Annotated in this window: 18 protein-coding genes; 8 read left to right on the top strand and 10 right to left on the bottom strand. The window is 72.4% G+C overall.

Annotation, left to right across the window (positions count from 1 at the left end; all coding sequences use genetic code 11):
• The first annotated feature begins 42 nt into the window (after nt 1-42).
• Complete coding sequence (locus tag ACFXKZ_RS09255) at nt 43-1,263, top strand: helix-turn-helix domain-containing protein (protein WP_379998139.1); 1,221 nt, start codon at nt 43-45, stop codon at nt 1,261-1,263.
• A gap of 311 nt (nt 1,264-1,574) precedes the next feature.
• Nucleotides 1,575-1,970 carry a hypothetical protein gene (locus ACFXKZ_RS09250; RefSeq protein ID WP_379998137.1) on the top strand — a complete coding sequence of 132 codons (396 nt, stop codon included), beginning with the start codon at nt 1,575-1,577 and terminating at the stop codon, nt 1,968-1,970.
• A gap of 14 nt (nt 1,971-1,984) precedes the next feature.
• Here ACFXKZ_RS09250 and ACFXKZ_RS09245 read toward each other — a convergent pair whose 3' ends face one another.
• The 5 genes from ACFXKZ_RS09245 to ACFXKZ_RS09225 form a co-directional block, all read right to left on the bottom strand.
• Nucleotides 1,985-3,325, bottom strand: a complete 1,341-nt coding sequence (locus ACFXKZ_RS09245; protein ID WP_379998135.1) for a class I SAM-dependent methyltransferase — start codon at nt 3,323-3,325, stop codon at nt 1,985-1,987.
• A gap of 169 nt (nt 3,326-3,494) precedes the next feature.
• On the bottom strand, nt 3,495-4,247 hold the full coding sequence (locus ACFXKZ_RS09240; RefSeq protein WP_379998684.1) for an amino acid ABC transporter ATP-binding protein: 753 nt from the start codon (nt 4,245-4,247) through the stop codon (nt 3,495-3,497).
• Between the two features lie 50 nt (nt 4,248-4,297).
• Nucleotides 4,298-5,212, bottom strand: coding sequence for an amino acid ABC transporter permease (locus ACFXKZ_RS09235; RefSeq protein ID WP_379998133.1), 915 nt, complete (start codon nt 5,210-5,212; stop codon nt 4,298-4,300).
• Nucleotides 5,213-5,315: 103 nt separating this feature from the next.
• Complete coding sequence (locus ACFXKZ_RS09230; RefSeq protein WP_379998131.1) at nt 5,316-6,221, bottom strand: ABC transporter substrate-binding protein; 906 nt, start codon at nt 6,219-6,221, stop codon at nt 5,316-5,318.
• A gap of 259 nt (nt 6,222-6,480) precedes the next feature.
• Entirely contained in the window at nt 6,481-7,443 is a 963-nt protein-coding gene (locus ACFXKZ_RS09225; RefSeq protein WP_379998129.1) for a UbiA family prenyltransferase, read from the bottom strand.
• A gap of 196 nt (nt 7,444-7,639) precedes the next feature.
• On the opposite strand from ACFXKZ_RS09225, the gene ACFXKZ_RS09220 reads away from it, so the two are divergent.
• The 3 genes from ACFXKZ_RS09220 to ACFXKZ_RS09210 are packed head-to-tail and all read left to right on the top strand — an operon-like array spanning nt 7,640 to nt 10,233.
• A complete protein-coding gene (locus ACFXKZ_RS09220) occupies nt 7,640-8,698 on the top strand; it encodes a type III polyketide synthase (protein WP_379998127.1) in 1,059 nt (352 codons plus the stop codon).
• A 6-nt stretch (nt 8,699-8,704) separates the two neighbouring features.
• On the top strand, nt 8,705-9,223 hold the full coding sequence (locus tag ACFXKZ_RS09215) for an isoprenylcysteine carboxyl methyltransferase family protein (RefSeq protein ID WP_379998125.1): 519 nt from the start codon (nt 8,705-8,707) through the stop codon (nt 9,221-9,223).
• On the top strand, nt 9,220-10,233 hold the full coding sequence (locus tag ACFXKZ_RS09210) for an NAD(P)/FAD-dependent oxidoreductase (protein WP_379998123.1): 1,014 nt from the start codon (nt 9,220-9,222) through the stop codon (nt 10,231-10,233). Before ACFXKZ_RS09215 ends, ACFXKZ_RS09210 begins: the two co-directional genes overlap by 4 nt.
• Nucleotides 10,234-10,845: 612 nt before the next feature.
• On the opposite strand, the gene ACFXKZ_RS09205 is transcribed toward ACFXKZ_RS09210, so the two are convergent.
• The 5 genes from ACFXKZ_RS09205 to ACFXKZ_RS09185 form a co-directional block, all read right to left on the bottom strand.
• Complete coding sequence (locus tag ACFXKZ_RS09205) at nt 10,846-12,279, bottom strand: PLP-dependent aminotransferase family protein (protein WP_379998121.1); 1,434 nt, start codon at nt 12,277-12,279, stop codon at nt 10,846-10,848.
• An 80-nt stretch (nt 12,280-12,359) separates the two neighbouring features.
• Nucleotides 12,360-13,199 carry an SAM-dependent methyltransferase gene (locus ACFXKZ_RS09200; protein ID WP_379998119.1) on the bottom strand — a complete coding sequence of 280 codons (840 nt, stop codon included), beginning with the start codon at nt 13,197-13,199 and terminating at the stop codon, nt 12,360-12,362.
• A gap of 254 nt (nt 13,200-13,453) precedes the next feature.
• Nucleotides 13,454-14,977 (bottom strand): RNA polymerase sigma factor, encoded by a 1,524-nt coding sequence (locus tag ACFXKZ_RS09195; RefSeq protein ID WP_126635819.1) that lies wholly within the window; start codon nt 14,975-14,977, stop codon nt 13,454-13,456.
• A 939-nt stretch (nt 14,978-15,916) separates the two neighbouring features.
• Complete coding sequence (locus tag ACFXKZ_RS09190; protein WP_379998116.1) at nt 15,917-16,783, bottom strand: NAD(P)H-binding protein; 867 nt, start codon at nt 16,781-16,783, stop codon at nt 15,917-15,919.
• A 107-nt stretch (nt 16,784-16,890) separates the two neighbouring features.
• Complete coding sequence (locus tag ACFXKZ_RS09185; RefSeq protein WP_379998114.1) at nt 16,891-17,742, bottom strand: AraC family transcriptional regulator; 852 nt, start codon at nt 17,740-17,742, stop codon at nt 16,891-16,893.
• Nucleotides 17,743-17,961: 219 nt separating this feature from the next.
• Between ACFXKZ_RS09185 and ACFXKZ_RS09180 the strand changes: the two genes are divergently transcribed.
• The 3 genes from ACFXKZ_RS09180 (at nt 17,962) to ACFXKZ_RS09170 (ending at nt 20,741) form a co-directional block, all read left to right on the top strand.
• Entirely contained in the window at nt 17,962-18,852 is an 891-nt protein-coding gene (locus ACFXKZ_RS09180; protein WP_379998112.1) for an SIS domain-containing protein, read from the top strand.
• Between the two features lie 34 nt (nt 18,853-18,886).
• Nucleotides 18,887-19,819, top strand: coding sequence for a 1-phosphofructokinase family hexose kinase (locus ACFXKZ_RS09175; protein WP_379998110.1), 933 nt, complete (start codon nt 18,887-18,889; stop codon nt 19,817-19,819).
• A gap of 64 nt (nt 19,820-19,883) precedes the next feature.
• Entirely contained in the window at nt 19,884-20,741 is an 858-nt protein-coding gene (locus ACFXKZ_RS09170; protein ID WP_379998108.1) for a ketose-bisphosphate aldolase, read from the top strand.
• The last annotated feature ends 9 nt before the right edge of the window (nt 20,742-20,750 follow it).

Below are 20,750 nucleotides of genomic sequence, written 5' to 3'. Positions count from 1 at the left end.
CGTACCGTGGTGGGCAGCGCCCAACCTGCCGGGAGTCTGACCATGCGAGAGAGCATCGGGGACCGCATCGCGCGGTTGCGTCTGCGGAGGGGGCACACGCAGGAATCGCTCGCCGCCGTCGCGGGGGTGTCCGTCGACGTGGTCCGCAAACTGGAGCAGAACCAGCGCCTCACGGCCAGGCTTTCGACACTCAACGCGCTCGCGGGCGCGCTCGACGTGGAGACGTCGACGCTGATCGGGCAGCCGACCACGTTCCAGGGGGCGACGGCGGACCGGGATCCGTCCCCGAGCCTGTTGGCACTGCGCCGGGCGGTGACCCCCATCGCCGAACTGCTCGACGACGAAACGGCGGTCGCCGACGGCGAATCGCCGTCCGTGCACGATCTGCGCGAGGCGTTGCGGTCGACGGAGGCGATCCGCCGCGAGGGGAGGTTGTCGGAGATCGCAACGATCCTGCCGCGCCTGATCGCGGACGCCCGATCCGCCACGCGCGAACACGCCGGCGCCGACCGCGCCGCGTCGTTCGCCGTACTGGCCGAGGCATACCAGGTCGCGGCAACCACGTTGGCCGCGCTCGGCAAGGAGGACGCGGCGTACACGGCGATGGAACGCGGCGGCGCGGCGGCCCGCAACTCCGACGACCCCCGCCTCGAAGTCATCGGCATGTCCACGCTGTCCTGGATCTTCAGCAAGCAGGGCCGGATAGACGACGCTCAACGGGTGGCCCAGGCAACGGCGGAGAAGATCGAGCCGTCGCTGACGAAGACACCACTGATCGATGTCGCGCTGTGGGGCATCCTTCTCCTACGCGCCGCCTCCGCCGCGGTGCGCGCCGAACGCAAGGACACCGCCGCCGAGTTCCTACGCCTCGCCAACGCCGCCGCCGCCCGCATCGGCACGGACCGCACGGACTACGCCACACCGTTCGGCCCCACCAACGCCCGCGTCGCCACGGTCAACGCCTACGTGGAAATGGACCGCCCCGAACAGGCCCTGACCGAAGCCCGCCGCATCACCGGCCTCCACCACCTCCCACCCACCTGGCAGGCCCGCCACCACGTCGACCGCGCCCTGGCCCACATCGACCTCGCCAACGACACCAGGGCCACACAAGCCATCCTCAAAGCCGAACAAACCGCCCCGGAATGGCTCCGCTACCACGCCACATCCCGCCGAGTCATCACCGACCTGACCTCCCGCGAACACCGCCGCTCCGCCCCGATCCTCGCCCTCGCCGACCGCCTGCAAATCGCCACCGAGTAGGACACGACGTCCCACCCTGCAGACAAAGTCGCCCACACCGCCCCTGGTCCGCCCCCGGCACCATCCCTACGGTCACAGATGCGGCAAGCCGCCCACGCACATCGCGTGCCCACCTCAACCGTGCGAGCGGGGCAATCGGCGTCGGCCGCACTCACGAGAAGGGACACGTGCGCGCGATGGCATATCGATCGACGACTCGGCGGTGCGTTTCGGGGAGTACGCAGGACGACATCGACCGGGGGCGGGAGTTCTTTGAGCGCTATCGGCATGCGTGGTGTCGGGACGCGTATTCGGGGCGGGAGGGGGTGCTCATGGATGTGCAGGGGCGGCAGGTGCATTTGCGGCTGCGTGCCGGGACCGAATTCGCCGCCGATGTGCGGGACTTGGTGATTCTTCGGCTGCCGCCTCCGGTTGTGGGTCGGGTGGTGCGGTACGTGGGTGGGGAAGACGTGGGGCTTCGGGCCGAGGGGACGCTTACGGAGCTTTGTGCCGTGGACGGCGGCATGCTTGCGACCGTTCAACCGGCCGAAGGGCCCGCGTGGTTTGCGTTGTTGGCGGATTTGGAGCGGGTTGGGTGTCCCGTGGGGGCGGTGGCGGAGTGGGGGGAGCCGCCGATTTTGGGGGAGGCGGAGCCGGAGGACGCGTTTCGGGAGGTGTGGGAGAGGATCAAGGCCGCCCAGGATGCCTGGTGGGTGCGGGGGCGATAGGCGACGGCCCGGGGCTACAGGGTTCGGGTGGGGGGCATTCCGGAGCGGCCTGTGGGTGGGGTTTTGACGGCCAGGATCTGGTTTACGCCGATCCGGTTCTGTTCGAAGGCCAGGGCCGAGGCGGCCATGTACAGGCGCCAGACGCGGGCTCTGCCCTGGGTGGTCAGGCGGGCTGCCTGCTCCTGGTTGGATTCGAGGTTGGCCACCCATGCGCGCAGCGTGGTTGCGTAGTGTTCGCGTAGGGCGTGTACGTCGCGGACTTCGAGGCCGGCCTCCTCCAGGACCGACACCGTGGTGCCGATCGGGGCCAGTTCGCCGTCGGGGAAGACGTAGCGGTCGATGAACTCGTCGACCTGGTAAGCCTCTTCGTTCGGCACCGGGCGGCGCGAGATCTGGTGGTTGAGCAACCGGCCGCCGGGGCGCAGGAGTTCGTACAGCGTGTCGGCGTAGGCGCGGAACTGCACGCGGCCCACGTGTTCGGCCATGCCGATCGAGGAGATCGCGTCGTAGGGGCCGTCGGCGTGCTCGCGGTAGTCCTGGATCCTGATCTCCACCCGCCCCGTCAGACCCGCCTCGGAGACACGTTTGCGGGCCAGGTCGGCCTGTTCGTGCGAGATGGTGATCCCGACCACCTGCACGCCGTAGTGCTCGGCGGCGTGCAGCGCCATCGAGCCCCACCCGCAGCCGACGTCGAGCAGCCGCATGCCGGGACCGAGCGCGAGCTTGCGGCAGATCAGGTCCAGCTTCGCCCGCTGGGCGTCCTCCAACGTCGCGTCGGGGCGATCCCAATAGGCGCAGGAGTAGACCATCGACGGACCCAGGACCAGGGCGTAGAAGTCGTTGCCGACGTCGTAGTGGTGCCGGATCGCCTCCTGGTCGCGGCGCACGCTGTGCAGCACGCCCCGGCGGCGCCGGATCTCCTCGGCGGGCGCCGGCGGCGGCACCGGCAGGCCGGTCAGGGAGAGCATCGTGCCCAGCGGGCGGGCCGCGTCGCGCGCGGTACGCCCGGCCTCGCGCAGCCGGGCGGCGGGCCCGCGCGGGGCCGCCCCAAAGACGCCGGCCGGCGGCCCCGCCGGCACCGGCTCGTCGCGATTGAGCGCCAGTCCGGACAGCCGGGTCAGTGCGTCGTAGAGGTCACCGTCCACGTCGAGATCGCCCGACACCCAGCCGCGGGCGAAGCCGAGTTCGCCCGACGACCACATCAGTCGGCGCAGCGCGCGGCGATTGCGCACGACCAGCGCCGGACCGTCCGGCGGACCGGCCTCGCTGCCGTCCCAGGCCCGGATCCGGATCGGCGACGGGCGGCCGAGGACCTGCCGAGCCAGAGCGGCGAGGCGGTCGGCGGTGTGCGGCATGACGGATTCCTCCGCGGTGGTGGATCCCCGGACTCCCGAGCCGGGCGACACCGGTGCCCCTACCCCACGCGCGCCACGCCTCGAACGGAATTGCTCCGTCCGGGCCGGCGAGCCGCCCCGGACGGAGCAGGACGGCCGCCGGCCCGACGAGACACGCGCTACGCCGAGGTCACAGCACCTTGGACAGGAACGCCTTCGTGCGCTCGTGTTGCGGGTTGGCCAGTACCTCGCGCGGATGACCCGCCTCGACGACCAACCCGTCGTCCATGAACACCAATGAGTCGCCCACCTCGCGGGCGAAGCCCATCTCGTGGGTGACCACGATCATCGTCATGCCGTCCTCGGCCAGCCCGCGCATGACCTCCAACACCTCGCCGACCAGTTCGGGGTCGAGCGCCGAGGTGGGCTCGTCGAAGAGCATCAGCTTGGGGTCCATCGCCAGTGCCCGGGCGATGGCCACCCGCTGCTGCTGGCCGCCGGACAACTGCGAGGGGTAGGCGTCGGCCTTGTCGGCCAGACCCACCCGCGCCAGCAGCTCGTGCGCGCGGGCCCGGGCCTCGGTCTTGCTTATGCCCTTGACCTGGGTGGGCGCCTCCATGATGTTGCCCGCGGCGGTCATGTGCGGGAACAGGTTGAAGCGCTGGAAGACCATGCCGATGTCGCGCCGCTTGAGCGCGACCTCGCTGTCCTTCAGCTCATAGAGCTTGCCGTCCTTCTCCCGGTAGCCGACGAGATGGCCGTCCACCCACAACCGCCCGGCGTTGACCTTCTCCAGGTGGTTGATGCAGCGCAGGAAGGTGGACTTGCCGGAGCCGGAAGGGCCGACGATGCACATGACCTCGCCGGTCGCGACCTCCAGGTCGATGCCCTTGAGCACTTCGAGCGGGCCGAACGACTTGCAGACGTCCTGGGCCCGGACCATCACCCGACCGGGCTCGGCCGGGCGGGGGGCGGGCTTGTCGAGATTGGTCGTCATCGGGACTTGACCCCCGTGCGCCGGGTGCTGAACACATTGGCCATGATCCGCTGGAGCGGCGTGGGCGGCAAGGCTCGACTGGATCCACGAGCGAAGTAGCGCTCGAGGTAGTACTGGCCGATGCTGAACACCGTGGTCAGCAGCAGGTACCAGAAACATGCGGCGAAGAGAAGTTCCATCACCGCGAGGTTGTGCGTGTACACGTCCTTCGCCTTCTGCAGCACTTCGGGATAGACCACCGCGCTGGCGAGCGAGGACGTCTTGAGCATGTTGATGAACTCGTTGCCGGTCGGCGGCACGATCACCCGCATCGCCTGTGGCAGCACGATCCGGCGCAGGGTGCGGCCCTTGGACATGCCGAGCGCGTGCGCCGCCTCGGTCTGGCCCTCGTCCACCGACTGGATACCGGAGCGCACGATCTCCGCCATGTAGGCGCCCTCGTTGATGCCGAGGCCGAGCAGCGCCGCCATGAACGGGGTGATCACGTCGTTGGTGTTCTGGCCGAGCATGGTCGGGAAGACCAGCGCGAGGTTGCCCCAGATGAGCAACTGCACCAGGACCGGGGTGCCGCGGAAGAACCAGATGTAGACCGAGGCGACGGTCGAGGTGACCGGGTTGCCGGACAGCCGCATGATCGCCGCCAGCACACCGAGGACGAGCCCGACCGCCATGGCCGCCAGGCTGATCAGCAGGGTGTTGCCGGCGCCCTTCATGATCTGGTCGTCGAAGAGGTAGTCGCCGGTCACGTCCCAGTGGATCTTCGCGCTCGCGAACGCGTTGATCAGCAGGCCGACCAGGGCGAGGACCACGACGGCGGCGACCCAGCGGCCGTAGTGCGGTACGGGGATGGCCTTGATGGGTTCCCGCTTGACCGGCTGTTTGTCGGCAGGGGGTGTTGCGGGCGTGGTCACGGTCGGGTGACCTCCTCTTGGAGCACGAGTACGGACGCGGTCGGGCGGGCGCGGTTCGGGTCCGGCCCGGCCGCCGGGCGACGGTGCGGGCCGGACCCGGCGATCAGGAGGTGGCGCCGTTGATGGTGACCTCGGTGACGGCGCCGGCCTCGACCTTCCAGTTGGCCAGGATCTTGGCGTACTCGCCGTTCTTGATCAGCGCCTCCAGGGCCGACTTCAACGCCTGCTGGAGCTGCGTGTTGTCCTTGCCGACGCCGATGCCGTACAGGCCGGCGTCGATCTGGTCGCCGGTGACCTCGAAGTCCTTGCCGTCGCCGGAGGTCTGCGCGTTGTACGCGGCGACGGGGAAGTCGTTGAGGTCGGCCGCGGCGGCGCCGCTCTTCAGCTTCAGCAGGGCCTCGCCGTCGTGCTCGTACTTCTGGATGGTGATCGCGCCCTTGCCCGATTCCTCACACTTCTTGGACTGGGCGGCGGCGACGTCCTCGTTGGTGGTCGCCTGCTGGAGCGCGACGGTCTTCCCACACAGGTCGTCGAGCGACTTGATGTGCTGCGGGTTGCCCTTCTGCACCAGGATCGAGGTGCCCGCGCGGAAGTAGTCGACGAACGACAGGCCCTGGCCCTGGCGTTCCTTCTTGTCCGTCATCGCCGACATCACGATGTCGAAGCGCTTGGACGTGATGCCGGTGATCAGCGAGTCGAACTGCGAGTTCTTGTAGTCGTACTTGACGCCCAGCTGCTTGGCGAGCGCCGCGGCCAGCTCGGGGTCGACGCCGACCGCCTTGCCGTCCTTCATGAACTCGATGGGCGCGTAGGCGACCTCGGAGCCGATCGTGATCTTGCCGGACTTCTGGACGTCGGGCGGCAGCATCTTGAAGAACGGGGCGTTCTCGTCCTTCTTGCCGAGCGCGCTGTCGCCGCCGCCGTCGCCGCAGGCGGTCAACAGCATGGATCCCGCGATCAGGGTCGCGGCGGACGCGATCAGACGGCGGTGGGTGAAGCGACCGCTCATGTGCGGGTTCCTCCAGTGTGAGGGGACAGAGGTGCCGGCACGGCACGAGCTGGCTCGGGGTGACCGATCTGCGGGCGGTTTGGACTGATCCTGGATCGAGCTATGGGCATGAATGATTTCCTGATGCTCTGAGCGGGACAATGGGACAGATTGTTAAATACGAAGATCCAATTTGACAGACTGTCAAGCAGCGATCGCTCTATTTCATCCCATCAGCCCTTTTTCAGGGCATACCGAAACAGCTCTGGCGGGGACGGGTCTACGCGCATTGGCGTGATGATCGTCCGACGTCACGCGAACCGGCCCGTGCGATCCCGGTACCCCGGCGGAGCAGCAGCGCAACGTCGATCGCGGCGACCGCCACGGAGGACGCGAAGGGGATCCGGGGCCGCCGGCCGCCGAGCAGGGCGCCGGCCGCGGCGAGCGTGCCCGCGCCGAGCAGGGCGAGTCGGCCCGCGCGATCCGGCCGGCCGTACGCGAGCAGCGCGGTGGCGGCGAGGAGCGGCAGTGGGGTGAGCGCCCGCACCCCGGTCGAACCGAGCCGGTGCGGCAGGCCGTGCACCCCCGTCGCACGATCGCCGGCCAGGTCCGGCAGCGCGTCCGCCAGATGCGCCCCGCACCCAAGGAGCGCGGCGGCGCCGACGATCCACCAGGTGGGCCCGGGCCGGCCCGGCAGCCCGAACGCGACGAACGCCGGCAGGCTGCCGAATCCGATCGCGTACGGCACCCACGACCCGGCCGTGCCCTTGACCCCGAGGTCGTACGCCCAGGCCGCACCCACGCCGACCAGATGCGCGGTGCCGGCCGCGGGCCCGGACGCGTAGGACAGCGGAACGCACACCACGAGCGCGCGGCGGGCGGCGCGCGCCACCCGATCGGCCCCGACCAGGCCGGCCGCCACCGGCTTGCCGCCGCGCTCAGCCGCCCGGTCCCGTTCGGCGTCCACCGCGTCGTTGCACCAGCCGACCGACAACTGCCCGGCGAGTACGGCCGCGCCGACCAGTACGCAGCCGCGCGCGTCCCGGCCGGCGGCGCGGGCGAGCCCGGTGGTCAACGCGGTGACGGCGACGGTCGGGCCGGGGTGGCAGGCGAGCAGGAGGCCGACGACGGGGGCCCGTTCGGGGTGGTCAGGGGTGCCGGCGCGGCGGCGGGCGCGCAGACGGGCGAGGGGACGGCCGAGGGGGCGCGGGGTGGGGTGGTTCGGCGCTGCGGTGTCACTCACGTGGGTGTCCTTCGGGCGAGCAGGCGGTGGGACCGGACGGGTCGGAGCGCATGCGGGCGGCAACTACGGGCAAACGACGTGGGTTCCGTGTTCCCGCTGGGCACTGTTCCAGCGTTCCCTACCTCTCCCGCCTCCCGATACCTGCCTTTTCACCCGCTATTCCAGCCTCGCCCCCTAATCCAGCAGGGGAATCGCCATGACCCGCATCGCCGCCGTCCGTGGTGCACTGCCGCCGCACCGATACCCGCAGGCCGAGATCACCGACACGTTCGCGGCGCTGTGCCTGCCGACCGGCGCCGATCGGCGCGTACTCGACCGGGTGCACGCCAGTGCCCGGGTGGACACCCGCCATCTGGCGCTGCCGCTCGACCACTACGCCAAGTTGGCGGACTTCGGCGCGGCCAACGACGTCTGGCTGGAGGTCGCAGTCGACCTCGCCGCCGAGGCGATCGAGTCCGCGCTCGGCGCCGCCGGGTTCGGCGCGCGGGACGTGGACCTGATCCTGTTCACCACCGTGACCGGCCTGGCGGTGCCCTCCGTCGATGCGCGCCTGGTCGGCCGGCTCGGCCTGCGCGAGGACGTCAAACGGCTGCCGGTGTTCGGCCTGGGCTGCGTGGCGGGCGCGGCCGGGATCGCCCGATTGCACGACTACCTGCGCGATCGGCCCGACGAGGTCGCGGTGTTGGTCTCGGTCGAGTTGTGCTCGCTCACCCTCCAGCGCGACGACCCGTCGATGGCCAACGTGGTGGCGAGCGCGCTGTTCGGCGACGGCGCGGCGGCGGTGGTGGTCTGCGGGGACGACCGCGAGCCGGGACACGGGCGCGGGCCCAAGGTGATCGCCGCCCGCAGCCGGATGTACCCCGACTCGGAGCGGGTGATGGGCTGGGACGTGGGCGGCTCCGGCTTTCGGATCGTGCTCGGCGCCGACGTCCCGGAGATGGCTCGCACCCATCTCGGCGGCGACGTCCGGGACTTCCTCGCCGACCACGGCCTGACCACGGCCGACATCACCGCATGGGTGTGCCACCCCGGCGGCCCCAGGGTGCTGGAGGCAGTCGCCGAGACGCTGGACCTGCCCGCCGGCGCCCTCGACATGACCTGGCGCTCCCTGGCCGCGACCGGGAACCTGTCCTCGACGTCGGTGCTGCACGTGCTGCGCGACACGATCGCCGCTCGGCCAAAACCCGGGACCCCGGGCCTGATGATCGCGATGGGTCCCGGGTTCTGCTCCGAACTCGTCCTGGTGGAGTGGTAGGTCGCGATGTATTGGTATTTCGGCCTGGTCGGCCTGGTCGCCCTCGAACGGCTCGCCGAACTCGTGGTCGCGCGGCGCAACCTGGCCTGGAGCCTGGCTCGGGGCGGCGTGGTCAGCGGGCGGGGACACTATCCGCCGATGGTCGTGCTGCACGTGGGTCTGCTGGCCGCATGCGTACTCGAAGTCGGCCTGGCCGACCGGCCGTTCCTTCCCGCACTCGGGTGGACCATGGTCGCGCTCACGGTGGCCGCGCAGGCGTTGCGCTGGTGGTGCATCACCGCGCTCGGGCCGCACTGGAATACCCAGGTAGTGGTCGTGCCCGGGTCGCCGCTGATCCGGCGCGGGCCGTATCGGCTCTCCTGGCTGCGCCACCCCAACTACGTCGCGGTGGCGGTCGAGGGCGCGGCGCTGCCCCTGGTGCACGGCGCCTGGATCACCGCGCTTGCCTTCACCACCCTCAACGCCGCGTTGATGGTGGTCCGGATCCGCTGCGAGTCGGCCGCGTTGTCGGCGGCGACCGCGTGATCGACCTGCTCGTCGCGGGTGGTGGGCCGGCGGGGTTGGCCACCGCGATCCACGGCGCGCTCGCGGGGCTGCGTGTGGTGGTGGTCGAACCGCGCCCGACGCCGGTGGACAAGGCGTGCGGCGAGGGGCTGATGCCGGCGGGGGTGGCCGCGCTCGCCGCGCTCGGGGTGGCGCCCGCCGGGCGGCCGTTGGCCGGGATCCGGTACGTGGACAGCCGGCACGCGGTGGAGGCGCGGTTCCGGGCCGGGCCGGGGCTCGGGGTGCGCCGGACCACGCTGCACGCGGCGCTGTACGAACGAGCCCTGGCCCTCGGCGTGGAGCACCGGATCGGCCGGGTCGGCGAGGTCCGCCAGGACGCGCACTCGGTGACCGCGGCCGGATCGACCGCACGCTGGCTCGCGGCGGCCGACGGGCTGCACTCGCCCGTGCGGGCCGCGCTCGGCCCCCCGCCGCGCGATCGGCGGGAGCGGCGGTACGGGCTGCGCCGGCACTACCGGATCGCGCCGTGGACCGATTTCGTCGAGGTGCACTGGTCGCCGCGCGGCGAGGCGTACGTGACTCCGGTCGGCCCGGACCTGGTGGGCGTCGCCATGCTCGGCCCGCGCGGTCGCACCTACGCCGACCACCTCGCCGCATTCCCGGCCCTGCGCGAACGGCTCGCGGACGCGGCGGGCGGCGAGGTACGCGGCGCGGGACCGCTGCGCCGGCGGGTGCGCAGCCGCGTCGCGGGCCGGGTGCTGCTCGTGGGCGACGCGGCCGGCTACACCGACGCGCTCACCGGCGAGGGCGTCGCGCTGGCCCTGGCCTCGGCCCGCGCCCTGGTCGCGGCCGTGCGGGCGGGCCGCCCCGAGCGCTACGAGCGCGACTGGCGCCGCCTCTCCCGCCGCCACCGCGTACTCACCGAAGCCCTCCTCACCGCCCGCGCCCACCCCCGAACCGCCCGCCTGATCGTCCCCGCCGCCCACCGCCTCCCCACCGCCTTCACCACAATCGTCAACGCCCTCGCCTGACCGGCGGGCGACCCGAAACCGCGAGGCGCTGCCGCCGGATGCGGGCCCGGCGAGGCGAAGGCGGCCGGCCGGCAGGGGAGCCAGAGAAGCCGCTCGCCGAACATCGGGGCGCAAATGCCGAGGACGCGACCGGAGCGGACTCCGGCGGGCGACGGCGGGGGGTCTGCGGGGAGTCGGGGAGGCCGCCCGCCCAACGTCGGGGCGCGAGTGCCGAGGAGGTGGCCGGGAGCGGACTCCGGTGGGTCGACGGCGGGCGGTCTGCGGGAAGCGGGGGAGCCGCTCGCCGAGCGTCGGGGCGTGAGCGCCGGGGAGGCGGGCGGGGTGGTCTGCGGAGGCCGAGAGGCCCCCGCTGCGCGTCGAAGTGCGGGTGTCGGGGAGGCGGCCGGAGCGGACACCGGCGGATTGAAGGCGGGCGGTCTGCGGGATGCCGGGGAAGTCGCCCGCCGAGCGTCGGGGCGTGAGTGCCGGGAAGGCGGGCGGGGTGGGCTTCGGCGGGTCGACGGTGGGTGGTCTGCGGGGAGCGGGGGGAGTAGTCCGCCGAGCATCGGGGTGCGAGCGTTGGGGGTGGGGCGGGTTCCCCGGGGCTGGGTTTGGCGCTGTTCGGGTGCGTTGTTACGCCGTTGCCGACGCCAGGGCTCGGCACAGTGCCGTTAGCGCCGCCGGGTATGCGTGGTCCGGGGGTGTGGCGTAGCCGACTACCAGGCCGTCGCGGGCTGGGGAGTCGGTGTCGGGGTGGCGGAAGGTGGACAGGGCGTCCAGGGCCAGGCCCTCGCGTTCGGCCGCGGCGATGGCGGCCGGCTCGGTGCCGGGAGGTAGTTGCAGCACCGCGTGCAGGCCGGCGGCGATTCCCGTGGCGCTCACCTGCGGCGCGTGTTCGGCCAGCGCCGCCACCAGGTGGTCCCGGCGGGCCCGATAGCGCTGCCGCATCCGGCGGATGTGCCGGTCGTAGTGGCCGCCCTCGATGAAGTCGGCCAGCGTGAGCTGATCGGTGACCCCGGCCCACGCCTCGCGCTGCCCCTTCACCGCGAGCACGTCCTCGACCAGGTGCCCGGGCAACACCATCCAGCCGAGCCGAATCGCGGGGGACAGGCTCTTGCTCACCGAACCGACGTAGATCACCCGGTCCGGATCCATGCCCTGGACCGCGCCCACCGGCCGCCGGTCGTAGCGGAACTCCCCGTCGTAGTCGTCCTCCACCACGATCCCGCCGGCCGCCCGCGCCCAGTCGAGCGCGGCGACCCGACGCTCCGGCGGCAGCGGCCCGCCCGTGGGGAACTGGTGGGCCGGAGTGAGTACCGCCACCCGCGCCCGCGCCAAGGCGGCCGACCCGGCCGTGTCGGCGCCGTGCTCGTCGATCGCCAGCGGCAACGTGCGCACCGACGCCGCGGCCAGGATGGAGCGATGGAAGGCGAGCCCGTACGCCTCCACCGCGGCCGGCCCCCGCAACACCCCGCCGAACAACAACCGCAACGCATGCGCGAACCCGGAGCAGACCACGATCCGGTCCGGATGGGTACGCACGCCCCGCACCCGCGCGAGGTAGTCCGCCAGCGCGGCCCGCAACTCCGGGCGCCCCTGCGGATCCCCGGGCCCGAACGCCTCGCTCGGCGCCGCGTTCAACGCCCGCCGCGCCGACGCCACCCACGCCGCGCGCGGGAAGGACGCCGCGTCGGGCTGCCCCTGGCGCAGGTTGTACGTCGGCCCCGCCGGATTCCCGGCGACCGGCCGCACCCTGGCCCGCCGGCGCGGCTCGGCCAACGGCTCGGCCCGCCGGGCCACCCGCGTCCCGGACCCCTGCCGCGCGGTCAACCAGCCCTCGGCGACCAACTCCGCGTACGCGTCGGCGACGGTGTTGCGCGCGATGCCCAGATCCGCCGCGAGCGAACGATACGGCGGCAACGGTGTGTCCGGCCCCAGCCGTCCGCTGCGGATCGCCTCCCGGATCGCCCGGATCAACCCGGCCCGCCGCCCGCCCGCCCCGGACACCTCCAGATGCAGATCCCGCCCGATCCACCGGGCCGGATCGTCCGCGATCGGCGTGCTCATGGCCTCATCGTATGCATCCCACGAACACCGCCCCCGCACCACCGCCACCCGCCGACGGGTGGCCCGGCCCGCCGGGCCCGCTATGGCTTGCGGGCGACCGCGCCGAGGACCAGGCGTTGGCTGACCGTGAGGTCGGCCTCGTCGACGGGCTCCTCCGGGCGCCACAGGTCGACGTACACCAGCCCCGGGTCGGCCGGCTCCAGGCCGTCGAGGTAGGCGGTGATCTCCGCGCGCTCGCGGAACCGGCCGCTCTTGTGCGAGCCCTGCATGACCCGCTCCATCTGCTCCGACTCCGGACCGCTGCGCAGGAAGTGGGTCAGGAACAGCCAACTCCCGGACGGCAGCGCGTCGAGGTAGGTGCGCAGCAGGCCGGCCGGGTCCTCGTCGTCGTTGATGTGGTGGATGACGCCCAGCAACATCAGCGCGACCGGCCGGTCGAAGTCGATCAGGCGCAAGACCTCGGGGTTCTTCAGGATCGACCCGGGCTCACGCAGGTCGGCCGTGATCACCGTGGTCCGCGCGTTCTCGGCCAGCAGCGCACGACCGTGCGCGAGCACGATCGGGTCGTTGTCGACGTAGACCACGGTGCTGTCCGCCGCCACCGCCTGGGCGACCTGGTGGGTGTTCTGCGCGGTCGGCAACCCGGACCCGATGTCGAGGAACTGCCGGACACCCTGCTCGACCAGGAAGCGCACGCCCCGGTGCAGGATGCGCCGATGCGCACCGGCGTCGCGCGCGAGGTCGGGCGCCACCGCGATCAGCTTCCGGGCCACCTCGCGGTCGGCGGCGTAGTTGTCCTTGCCGCCGATCAGGAAGTCGTAGATGCGGGCGACGCTGGGCACGGTGACGTCGATGCCGGCCGGCGCGGGCGCGCCCTCCGGGTGGGTCGACCACAGTCGGGATTCCGCGTTCTCGGTCATGATCTCAACACCTCGTGGTCGCCGGAGGGGCCGAACGGCTCACCGCCGATGGTAGGCGGCGACCGGCGGGCTCCCGCGGTCGACTCCCTTGCCGCACGCGGGAGTTCGCGATCGGCGGAGGGGACGAGTCGGCCGATGTCCGCACTTTGCGGGATCGGCCGGGGTGTCGAGGTGGTGTTTCGGCGCGGGGATTGCGCCGGGTACGGACGGAGGGCGCCGCCGTGGCGGTCCGTCCGTACCCGGGGTCCTGCCTCTTAGTCCAGGTAGTCGCGCAGCACCTGGGAGCGGGACGGGTGGCGCAGCTTGGACATCGTCTTCGACTCGATCTGCCGGATGCGCTCGCGCGTCACCCCGTAGACCTTGCCGATCTCGTCCAGCGTCTTGGGCTGACCGTCGGTGAGCCCGAAGCGCATCGAGATCACCCCGGCCTCGCGCTCGGCGAGGGTGTCCAGGACCGAGTGCAGCTGCTCCTGGAGCAGGGTGAAGCTGACCGCGTCGGCCGGTCGGATCGCCTCGGTGTCCTCGATCAGGTCACCGAATTCGCTGTCGCCCTCCTCGCCGAGGGGGGTGTGCAGCGAGATCGGCTCGCGCCCGTACTTCTGGACCTCGACAACCTTCTCCGGCGTCATGTCGAGTTCCTTGGCCAGCTCCTCCGGCGTGGGCTCGCGGCCCAGGTCCTGGAGCATCTGGCGCTGCACGCGGGCGAGCTTGTTGATCACCTCGACCATGTGGACCGGGATGCGGATCGTCCGCGCCTGGTCGGCCATGGCCCGGGTGATCGCCTGCCGGATCCACCACGTGGCGTAGGTGGAGAACTTGAAGCCCTTCGTGTAGTCGAACTTCTCGACCGCACGAATGAGACCGACATTGCCCTCCTGGATCAGGTCCAGGAAGAGCATGCCGCGGCCGGTGTAGCGCTTGGCCAGCGAGACCACCAGGCGGAGGTTGGCCTCCAGGAGGTGGTTCTTGGCCCGCTTGCCGTCCTCGGCGACGAGTTCCAGCTCGTGCCGGAACTGCGGGGTCAGGCCGGGCTCGGTGTCCAGCTTCTCCAGCGCGAACAGGCCGGCCTCGATGCGCTTGGCGATCGACACCTCCTGCTCGGCGTTGAGCAGCGAGACCTTGCCGATCAGCCGCAGGTAGTCCTTGACCGGGTCCGCGGTGGCACCCGGCGTGGTGACCTGCTGCTGCGGGGCGTCGTCCTCGTCGGTGGTGAGAACGAAACCGCTGGGCCCGACCTCGGGGGCCACGGCGTCGCCGGGCTCGTCGAACAGATCCTCTTCGACCAACGCCTCGTCGCCGTCCTTGGGGACACTCGGCTCGACGGGGGTCGTCTCGGTGGTGGTGGTGGACGTCGTCTTCTTGGCCGCGGTCTTCTTCTTGGCTGCGGCCTTCTTCGGCTTCGGAGCAGATTCCACGACGGACTCTCCCGATTCCGTTGCCGCGGGCGTGACTTGCGCGGGCAAGGTCTCTGTGTTCTTGACACGGGTTGAGCGCGTGGATAGCGTCTTCTTGACAGATCGCCGAGTTGTGGCTACGTCTCTCCGTTGGGTCTCTTTGACCGGGTTGACGGTCAACGTCACACCCGCTTCGTCAAGAACCTCGTTGAGGCTACGGAGGATGCTCTTCCACTGCGTCGCAGGGATGGCATCCGTTTCGAAGGCTCGGCGTATGTCCTCGCCGGTAATCGATCCTTCGGCACGGCCGCGCTCGATGAGCGCCACCAGAGATTCCGATTCGGCGATTCTGTTGGGAAGCGTGCTGGACGAGCTCGGGGTCACAAATAACCTCTCGGTTCACGCGGGCATGCTGCGGCGCCGCAACTACACCGAATCGATGACGGATCCGCGGGACCGGACCCGTCGGCGCTGCCGGCGCCACTCAAGGCATCGCTCCGATCGGTACAAGTGTTACGCCTCCACGAGGGTGACCTGGGTCACGTCGGTCCGCAGCGGCTTCGAGCGGTTGGTCCCCCAGTGTGCGGGACGGTCCGGTGATCTGCGTGATCGTGCCGATGGGCCCGGGTTTCCGGGCTCGGGCGCGGTCGCACACGCCTGCCGGGCCGGGGATCGGCGGCGACCGGATGCCGGTGGGACGAGACGGATGTTCGAGGAGGGTGGGGTCGGAGGGACAGGACAGGGACCGGTCGTCGGCGTCGGGGTCGCTCGGACGATCCCGAACCTGTCTTGAGAATGCCCGCCCTCGGGCGCGTTACGCCCGCGAAGTCGGGGGCCGCCGCCGGGCGTCGGGCTCCGGCGGGTGGGCCGGTGGGGGCCTGGGCGGGGGCCTGGGCGTGGCGGAATGCGGCGGCCGGACATTTTTGCGCGGCGCTGCGGCGGTAATGCGCGGGGTGGTGCGGGCCGCCGGGAATCGGGTGTCGGACGGGATCGGTATTCATCGGCTGTTCGGGTGGTTACGGTTGCGCGCGATTGTTTTGCAGCGGGATGGATATCCGATGCGCCGCGCCGGCGAAAGAGTGAATTCGGGCGGATGGTTTCGGCGGTCGATACCGAGCGTGCCGCTTTCGGATGCGATGGGTGAGCGCGGTGATTCGGCGGGCGGCACCGGGAATGCGGTCGGGTGATTGCGGGCCGGATTCTTTTGCCTTCTGCGGCGGCGCGGGCGGGACATCCGGCGGGGCGTCGGGAATTCGGTCACGGGCGTGCGGGCGGGCCCGTCCGCGGTGTGTCGGACGGGCCCGGCGGGTGGGTGGTCGGGGGTCAGGGTGTCCAGGCGCCGGTGGGGGCGGCCGAGCGCACGAACTTGGTGAAGTCGCGGGCCGGGCGGCCCAGCGCGCGCGGGACGCCGTCGGAGATCGCGGCCTCCAGGCCGCGGTGGATGCTGCCCAGGGCGGAGGTCCACATGGCCACCTCGACCTCGGGCACACCCTGGGCGATCAGGGCGGCGGCGTACTCGTCGGGGTCGGCGGCCACGTAGTCGGCCCGCCGACCGCCGGCGGCGGCGATCTCGGCCAGCGCGGCGTCGAAGGTCAGCGCCCGGGGGCCGGACAGTTCGTAGGTCTCGCCGTCGTGGCCGGGGTCGAGCAGGGCGGCGGCGGCCACGGCGCCGATGTCCTCGGTGTCGACGAAGGACACCGCCGCGGTGCCGGTCGGCAGGACCAGCTCGCCCGCGCGGATGCCGTCGCGGAACAGGCCCTCGCTGAAGTTCTGCGCGAACCACCCCGGGCGCAGGATCGTCCACGCCGGGCCGGCGCCGCGCACGGCGGCCTCCAGGTCGAGTCGGGCCCGCGTGGCCGGATCGTCCGCGGCGAAGTAGCCGGGGGTGTCGACGCCCCGCGCGGAGAGCAGGACGATGCGCTCGACGCCGGCGGCGACCGCCCGACGCACGAAGGCGGGACCGGCCTCGGCGCCGTCCAGCGGGACCAGGTAGACGGCACGGACGCCGTCCAGGACCCGGTCCCAGGTGCTCTCGTCGGACCAGTCGAAGGGCACCTCGGTGGATCGGGAGGCGACCCGGACGTCGGCGCCCCGGGCGCGCAGGGCGGCGGCCACGCGGCTGCCGGTCTTGCCGGTGCCGCCCAGGACGAGGATCGGGTGCTGCGATGCGGGTCGGGTCGTGGTTGTCATGCGTCCAGCCTGCTTCGCGCGCCGCCCGGCAACCATGGGTGAGAAGCCGGGAAGCATGTGCGTGCGTCCGGACCTCGTCCGCCGCGCGGTTTCGCGGCGGGTCGGTACTACGCGGCGCGGTGGTGGGCGGTGCGGTGGGCCGACGGGCTCAGGCCGCGGACCCGTTTGAAGGCGGTGCTGAACGCGAACGCGTCCGCGTAGCCGACCCGGCGGGCCACGGCGGCGACCGTGGCGTCGGGTTCGGTGAGCAGTTCGGCGGCCAGGGCCATCCGCCACTCGGTCAGGTACGTGAGCGGGGGTTGGCCGACGCGGGCGGTGAAGCGTTCGGCGAGCGAGGTGCGGGACACGCCGGCCTCGGCGGCCAGGGCGGCGATCGTCCAGGGGCGGGCCGGGGCGTCGTGTACGGCGCGCAGGGCGGCGCCCACGATCGGATCGGCCAGGGCCAGGTACCACTGCGGGGCGTGCGCCTCGGGGAGGTCGAACCAGGCACGCAGCGTGCAGGCGAGCAACCAGTCGAGCAGGCGGTCGAGCACGACCTGTTGGCCCGGCCGGTCGGCGGCGACCTCGGCGGAGAGGAAGTCCAGGAGTTGATGGTCGCCGTCGGGGTCCGGCACCACCAGCAGGTCGGGCAGCGCGGTGGGCAGCCGGCGGCCGATGTCGGTGTGCGCGCGGTAGGCGCCCGAGATCAGCTCGGTCGGCGCGTCGGTGGCCGGGTCGGTGGGTGCGTCGGCAACGAAGGTGAACGGGGCCGGGCCGCGGACCACCGCGGTGTCGCCCGGGCGCAGCGGACGCGACGGGCCGCCCTCGGGCACGATGCGGCCGCCGCCGCGCACGAGTGCGCAGACGGTCAGCGGCGTGCGGCAGTCGAGCCGGACGGACCCCGCCGGGGGCACGATCCGCCGGTCGAACAGGGCCTCGTCAGCCCTGATCCCGCGCAGCAGGTCGGCCAATCCATCCATGGGAAGAGCCTAGCCGGCGGGGTGGGTGACCGGCGCCGGTGGGCGGGGGACGGGGCGGCGACCGTGGCGAAATTTGCCGTGAATCGGGATGAGTCGGGCTTCGGTGGGGTGGGCGACGTTGCTCATTCGTGCGTGAAACTGCTATCAAATGAATAGTTTCAAGCATGTGAGTGCAGCAGTGCGCAGCACTGCGCATCGTCCGAGCACCCCGGGAGCGCCATGACGACCGTCAGTCACACCTCCGCCGAGATCGCCACCCAGCCCGCTTTGTGGGCCCGCGCCGCCGCGCTCGCGGGGCAGTGCGCGGGGCTGCCGAAGAGCGGCGAGCGGGTCGCGGTCGTCGGCTGCGGGACGTCGTGGTTCATCGCGCAGGCGTACGCGGTGTTGCGCGAGCGGGCCGGGCAGGGCGTCACCGACGCCTTCGCGGCCTCGGAGTTCCCCGGCGTACGGGACTACGACCGGGTGGTCGCGCTGAGCCGCTCGGGCACCACGACCGAGGTGTTGCGGTTGCTCGCGGAGGTGCGCGGCAAGGTCGCCACGACCGCGATCACCGGCCCGCCCGGCACGCCGATCACGACCGCGGCGGACGAGATCGTGATGCTCGACTTCGCCGACGAGCGTTCGGTCGTGCAGACCCGGTTCGCCACCACGGCGCTCGCGTTGTTCCGCGCGCATCTGGGCGAGGACCTGGCCGCGGCGGTGCGGGACGCGGAGACCGCCGTCGCCTGGGAGCCGGACGCGGCGTTCGTGGCCGCCGAGCAGTTCACCTTCCTCGGCTCGTCGTGGTCGGCGGGGCTGGCCGCCGAGGCCGCGCTGAAGATGCGCGAGGCGGCGGGGGCGTGGACGGAGAGCTACCCGGTGATGGAGTACCGGCACGGGCCGATCAGCATCGCTGCGCCGAACCGGGTCACGTGGGTGTTCGGTCCGGTGCCGGAGGGGCTGGCCGAGCAGGTCGCGGTCACCGGCGGCACCTTCGTGGCCGGCTCCCTCGACCCGATGGCCGAGCTGATCCGGGTACAAAAGCTCGCGGTCGCGATCGCGGAGAGCCGGGGGCTGAACCCGGACGAGCCGAGGCACCTCACCCGGTCCGTGGTGTTGGGCGCGTCGTGACGGACGTCGGGCGCGGGCCGGCGGGGCGGGCGTCGTGATCGTCACGGTGACGCCGAATCCGGCCTGGGATGTCACCTACCACCTGGAACGACTGGACCGGCACGGGGCGAACCGGCCGGCGTCGGTCGGCGGGCGGGCCGGCGGCAAGGGGATCAACGTCACGCGGGTGTTGCGCTCGCTCGGGGTCGCGGTCGTGGCGGTGGCGCCGCTGGGCGGGCCGACGGGCGAGCGAATACGGGCCGACCTGGCCGCCGCGGACATCGCGTTGACCTCGGTGCCGGTGGTGGGCGAGACGCGGTGCACCACGACGATCGTGGAGACCGCCTCGGGCGGCGCGACGTCGCTCAACGAACTCGGCCCCTCGCGGACCGCCGAGGAGTGGGCGCGGGTGGTCGCCGCGGCGGCCGAACTGCTGCCCGCCGCCTCGGCGTTGGTGCTCTCCGGAAGTCTGCCGCCGGGGGTGCCGGAGGGCGGTTACGCGGAGCTGGTCACCCGGGCGCGGGCGGCGGGCGTGCCGGTGTTGTTGGACGCCTCGGGGCCGGCGCTGCTCGCGGGGGTGGCGGCCGGGCCGGATGTGGTCAAGCCGAACGCGGACGAGTTGCGCGCGGCGACCGGGGAGAGTGATCCGCTGCGCGCGGTGGCCCGGTTGGCGGCGCGGACGGGGGCCGGCGGCGCGGTGGTCGCGTCGTTCGGTCCGGGCGGGATGTTGGCCGCCTCCGACGCCGGGTGGTGGCGGGCGGTGCCGCCGGAGTCGGTGCACGGCAACGCCACCGGCGCCGGGGACGCGGCGGTCGCGGCGCTGGCCCGAGGGCTGGCCGAGGGAGTGCCGTGGCCGGAGCGGTTGCGCGACGCGGTGGCCCTGTCGGCGGCGGCGGTGGCCGCGCCGCTGGCCGGGGACGTGGACGGCGAGCTGTACCGGGCCTGGCGGCCTCGGGTGCGGGTGGACGCGGTGGCGCCGCCGGCGTAGGGCGCGGGCGGCGCGGTGGTGACGGTTGTGGTGCCGGGCGGGATCGTTCCAGAGGAGTTGTGCGATGGGCTTGACCTCGACGGGGATACTGACCGACGCGGCGCGGGCGGACGGGGTGGGGGTGGCCGCGTTCAACGTGATCACCCTCGAACACGCCGAGGCGGTGGTGACGGCCGCCGAGCGGGCGGGGCTGCCGGTGGTGGTGGCGATCAGCGAGAACGCGGTGAAGTTCCGGGGCGGGCGGCTGGGACCGCTCGCGGCCGCGTGCCGGGTGCTGGCGGAGGAGGCCGAGGTGCCGGTGGCACTGCACCTGGACCACGTCGAGTCGGTCGAGCTGCTGGCGGCGGCCGAGGGCACCGGGATCGGCTCGGTGATGTTCGACGCCTCGCGGCTCGGCTACGCGGACAACGTGGCGGTGACGGCCGACGCGGTGGCCTGGGCGCATGCTCGCGGCATCACCCTGGAGGCCGAACTCGGCGAGGTGGGCGGCAAGCCGGGCCATCCCGCGCTGGACGCACACGCGCCCGGGGCGCGCACGGATCCGGCCGAGGCGGCGGCATATGTACAGGCGACCGGGGTGGACGCGTTGGCCGTCGCGGTCGGCAGCAGCCACGCGATGCTCGATCGCACCGCCACGCTCGACCACGACCTGATCGCCCGGCTGCGCGAGGCGGTCGGCGTCCCGCTGGTGCTGCACGGCTCGTCGGGCGTGCCGGACGAGGAACTGCGGGCGGCGGTGTCGGCCGGGATGACCAAGATCAACGTCGGTACGGCGCTGAACATCGCCTACACCGGCACGCTGCGCGAGCACCTGGCGGCCACCCCCGGCAAGGCCGACCCGCGACCGGCGCTGTCCGCGTCGCGGGCGGCGATGGTCGACGCGGTCGGGGCCCTGCTGCGGGTGATCACCGCGAAGCGGTGAACCCGGCGG

The organism is Embleya sp. NPDC059237, from assembly GCF_042754105.1.
Classification (GTDB): domain Bacteria; phylum Actinomycetota; class Actinomycetes; order Streptomycetales; family Streptomycetaceae; genus Embleya.
This window is presented reverse-complemented; position numbering and strand designations above follow the sequence as displayed.

Excerpts from the sequence above, each read along its gene's own strand:
- ACFXKZ_RS09255 (WP_379998139.1), top strand. The coding sequence starts at position 43 with ATGCGAGAGAGCATCGGGGACCGCATCGCGCGGTTGCGTCTGCGGAGG.
- ACFXKZ_RS09250 (WP_379998137.1), top strand. The coding sequence starts at position 1,575 with ATGGATGTGCAGGGGCGGCAGGTGCATTTGCGGCTGCGTGCCGGGACC.
- ACFXKZ_RS09245 (WP_379998135.1), bottom strand. The coding sequence starts at position 3,325 with ATGCCGCACACCGCCGACCGCCTCGCCGCTCTGGCTCGGCAGGTCCTC.
- ACFXKZ_RS09240 (WP_379998684.1), bottom strand. The coding sequence starts at position 4,247 with ATGGTCCGGGCCCAGGACGTCTGCAAGTCGTTCGGCCCGCTCGAAGTG.
- ACFXKZ_RS09230 (WP_379998131.1), bottom strand. The coding sequence starts at position 6,221 with ATGAGCGGTCGCTTCACCCACCGCCGTCTGATCGCGTCCGCCGCGACC.
- ACFXKZ_RS09220 (WP_379998127.1), top strand. The coding sequence starts at position 7,640 with ATGACCCGCATCGCCGCCGTCCGTGGTGCACTGCCGCCGCACCGATAC.
- ACFXKZ_RS09215 (WP_379998125.1), top strand. The coding sequence starts at position 8,705 with ATGTATTGGTATTTCGGCCTGGTCGGCCTGGTCGCCCTCGAACGGCTC.
- ACFXKZ_RS09205 (WP_379998121.1), bottom strand. The coding sequence starts at position 12,279 with ATGAGCACGCCGATCGCGGACGATCCGGCCCGGTGGATCGGGCGGGAT.
- ACFXKZ_RS09200 (WP_379998119.1), bottom strand. The coding sequence starts at position 13,199 with ATGACCGAGAACGCGGAATCCCGACTGTGGTCGACCCACCCGGAGGGC.
- ACFXKZ_RS09190 (WP_379998116.1), bottom strand. The coding sequence starts at position 16,783 with ATGACAACCACGACCCGACCCGCATCGCAGCACCCGATCCTCGTCCTG.
- ACFXKZ_RS09185 (WP_379998114.1), bottom strand. The coding sequence starts at position 17,742 with ATGGATGGATTGGCCGACCTGCTGCGCGGGATCAGGGCTGACGAGGCC.
- ACFXKZ_RS09180 (WP_379998112.1), top strand. The coding sequence starts at position 17,962 with ATGACGACCGTCAGTCACACCTCCGCCGAGATCGCCACCCAGCCCGCT.
- ACFXKZ_RS09170 (WP_379998108.1), top strand. The coding sequence starts at position 19,884 with ATGGGCTTGACCTCGACGGGGATACTGACCGACGCGGCGCGGGCGGAC.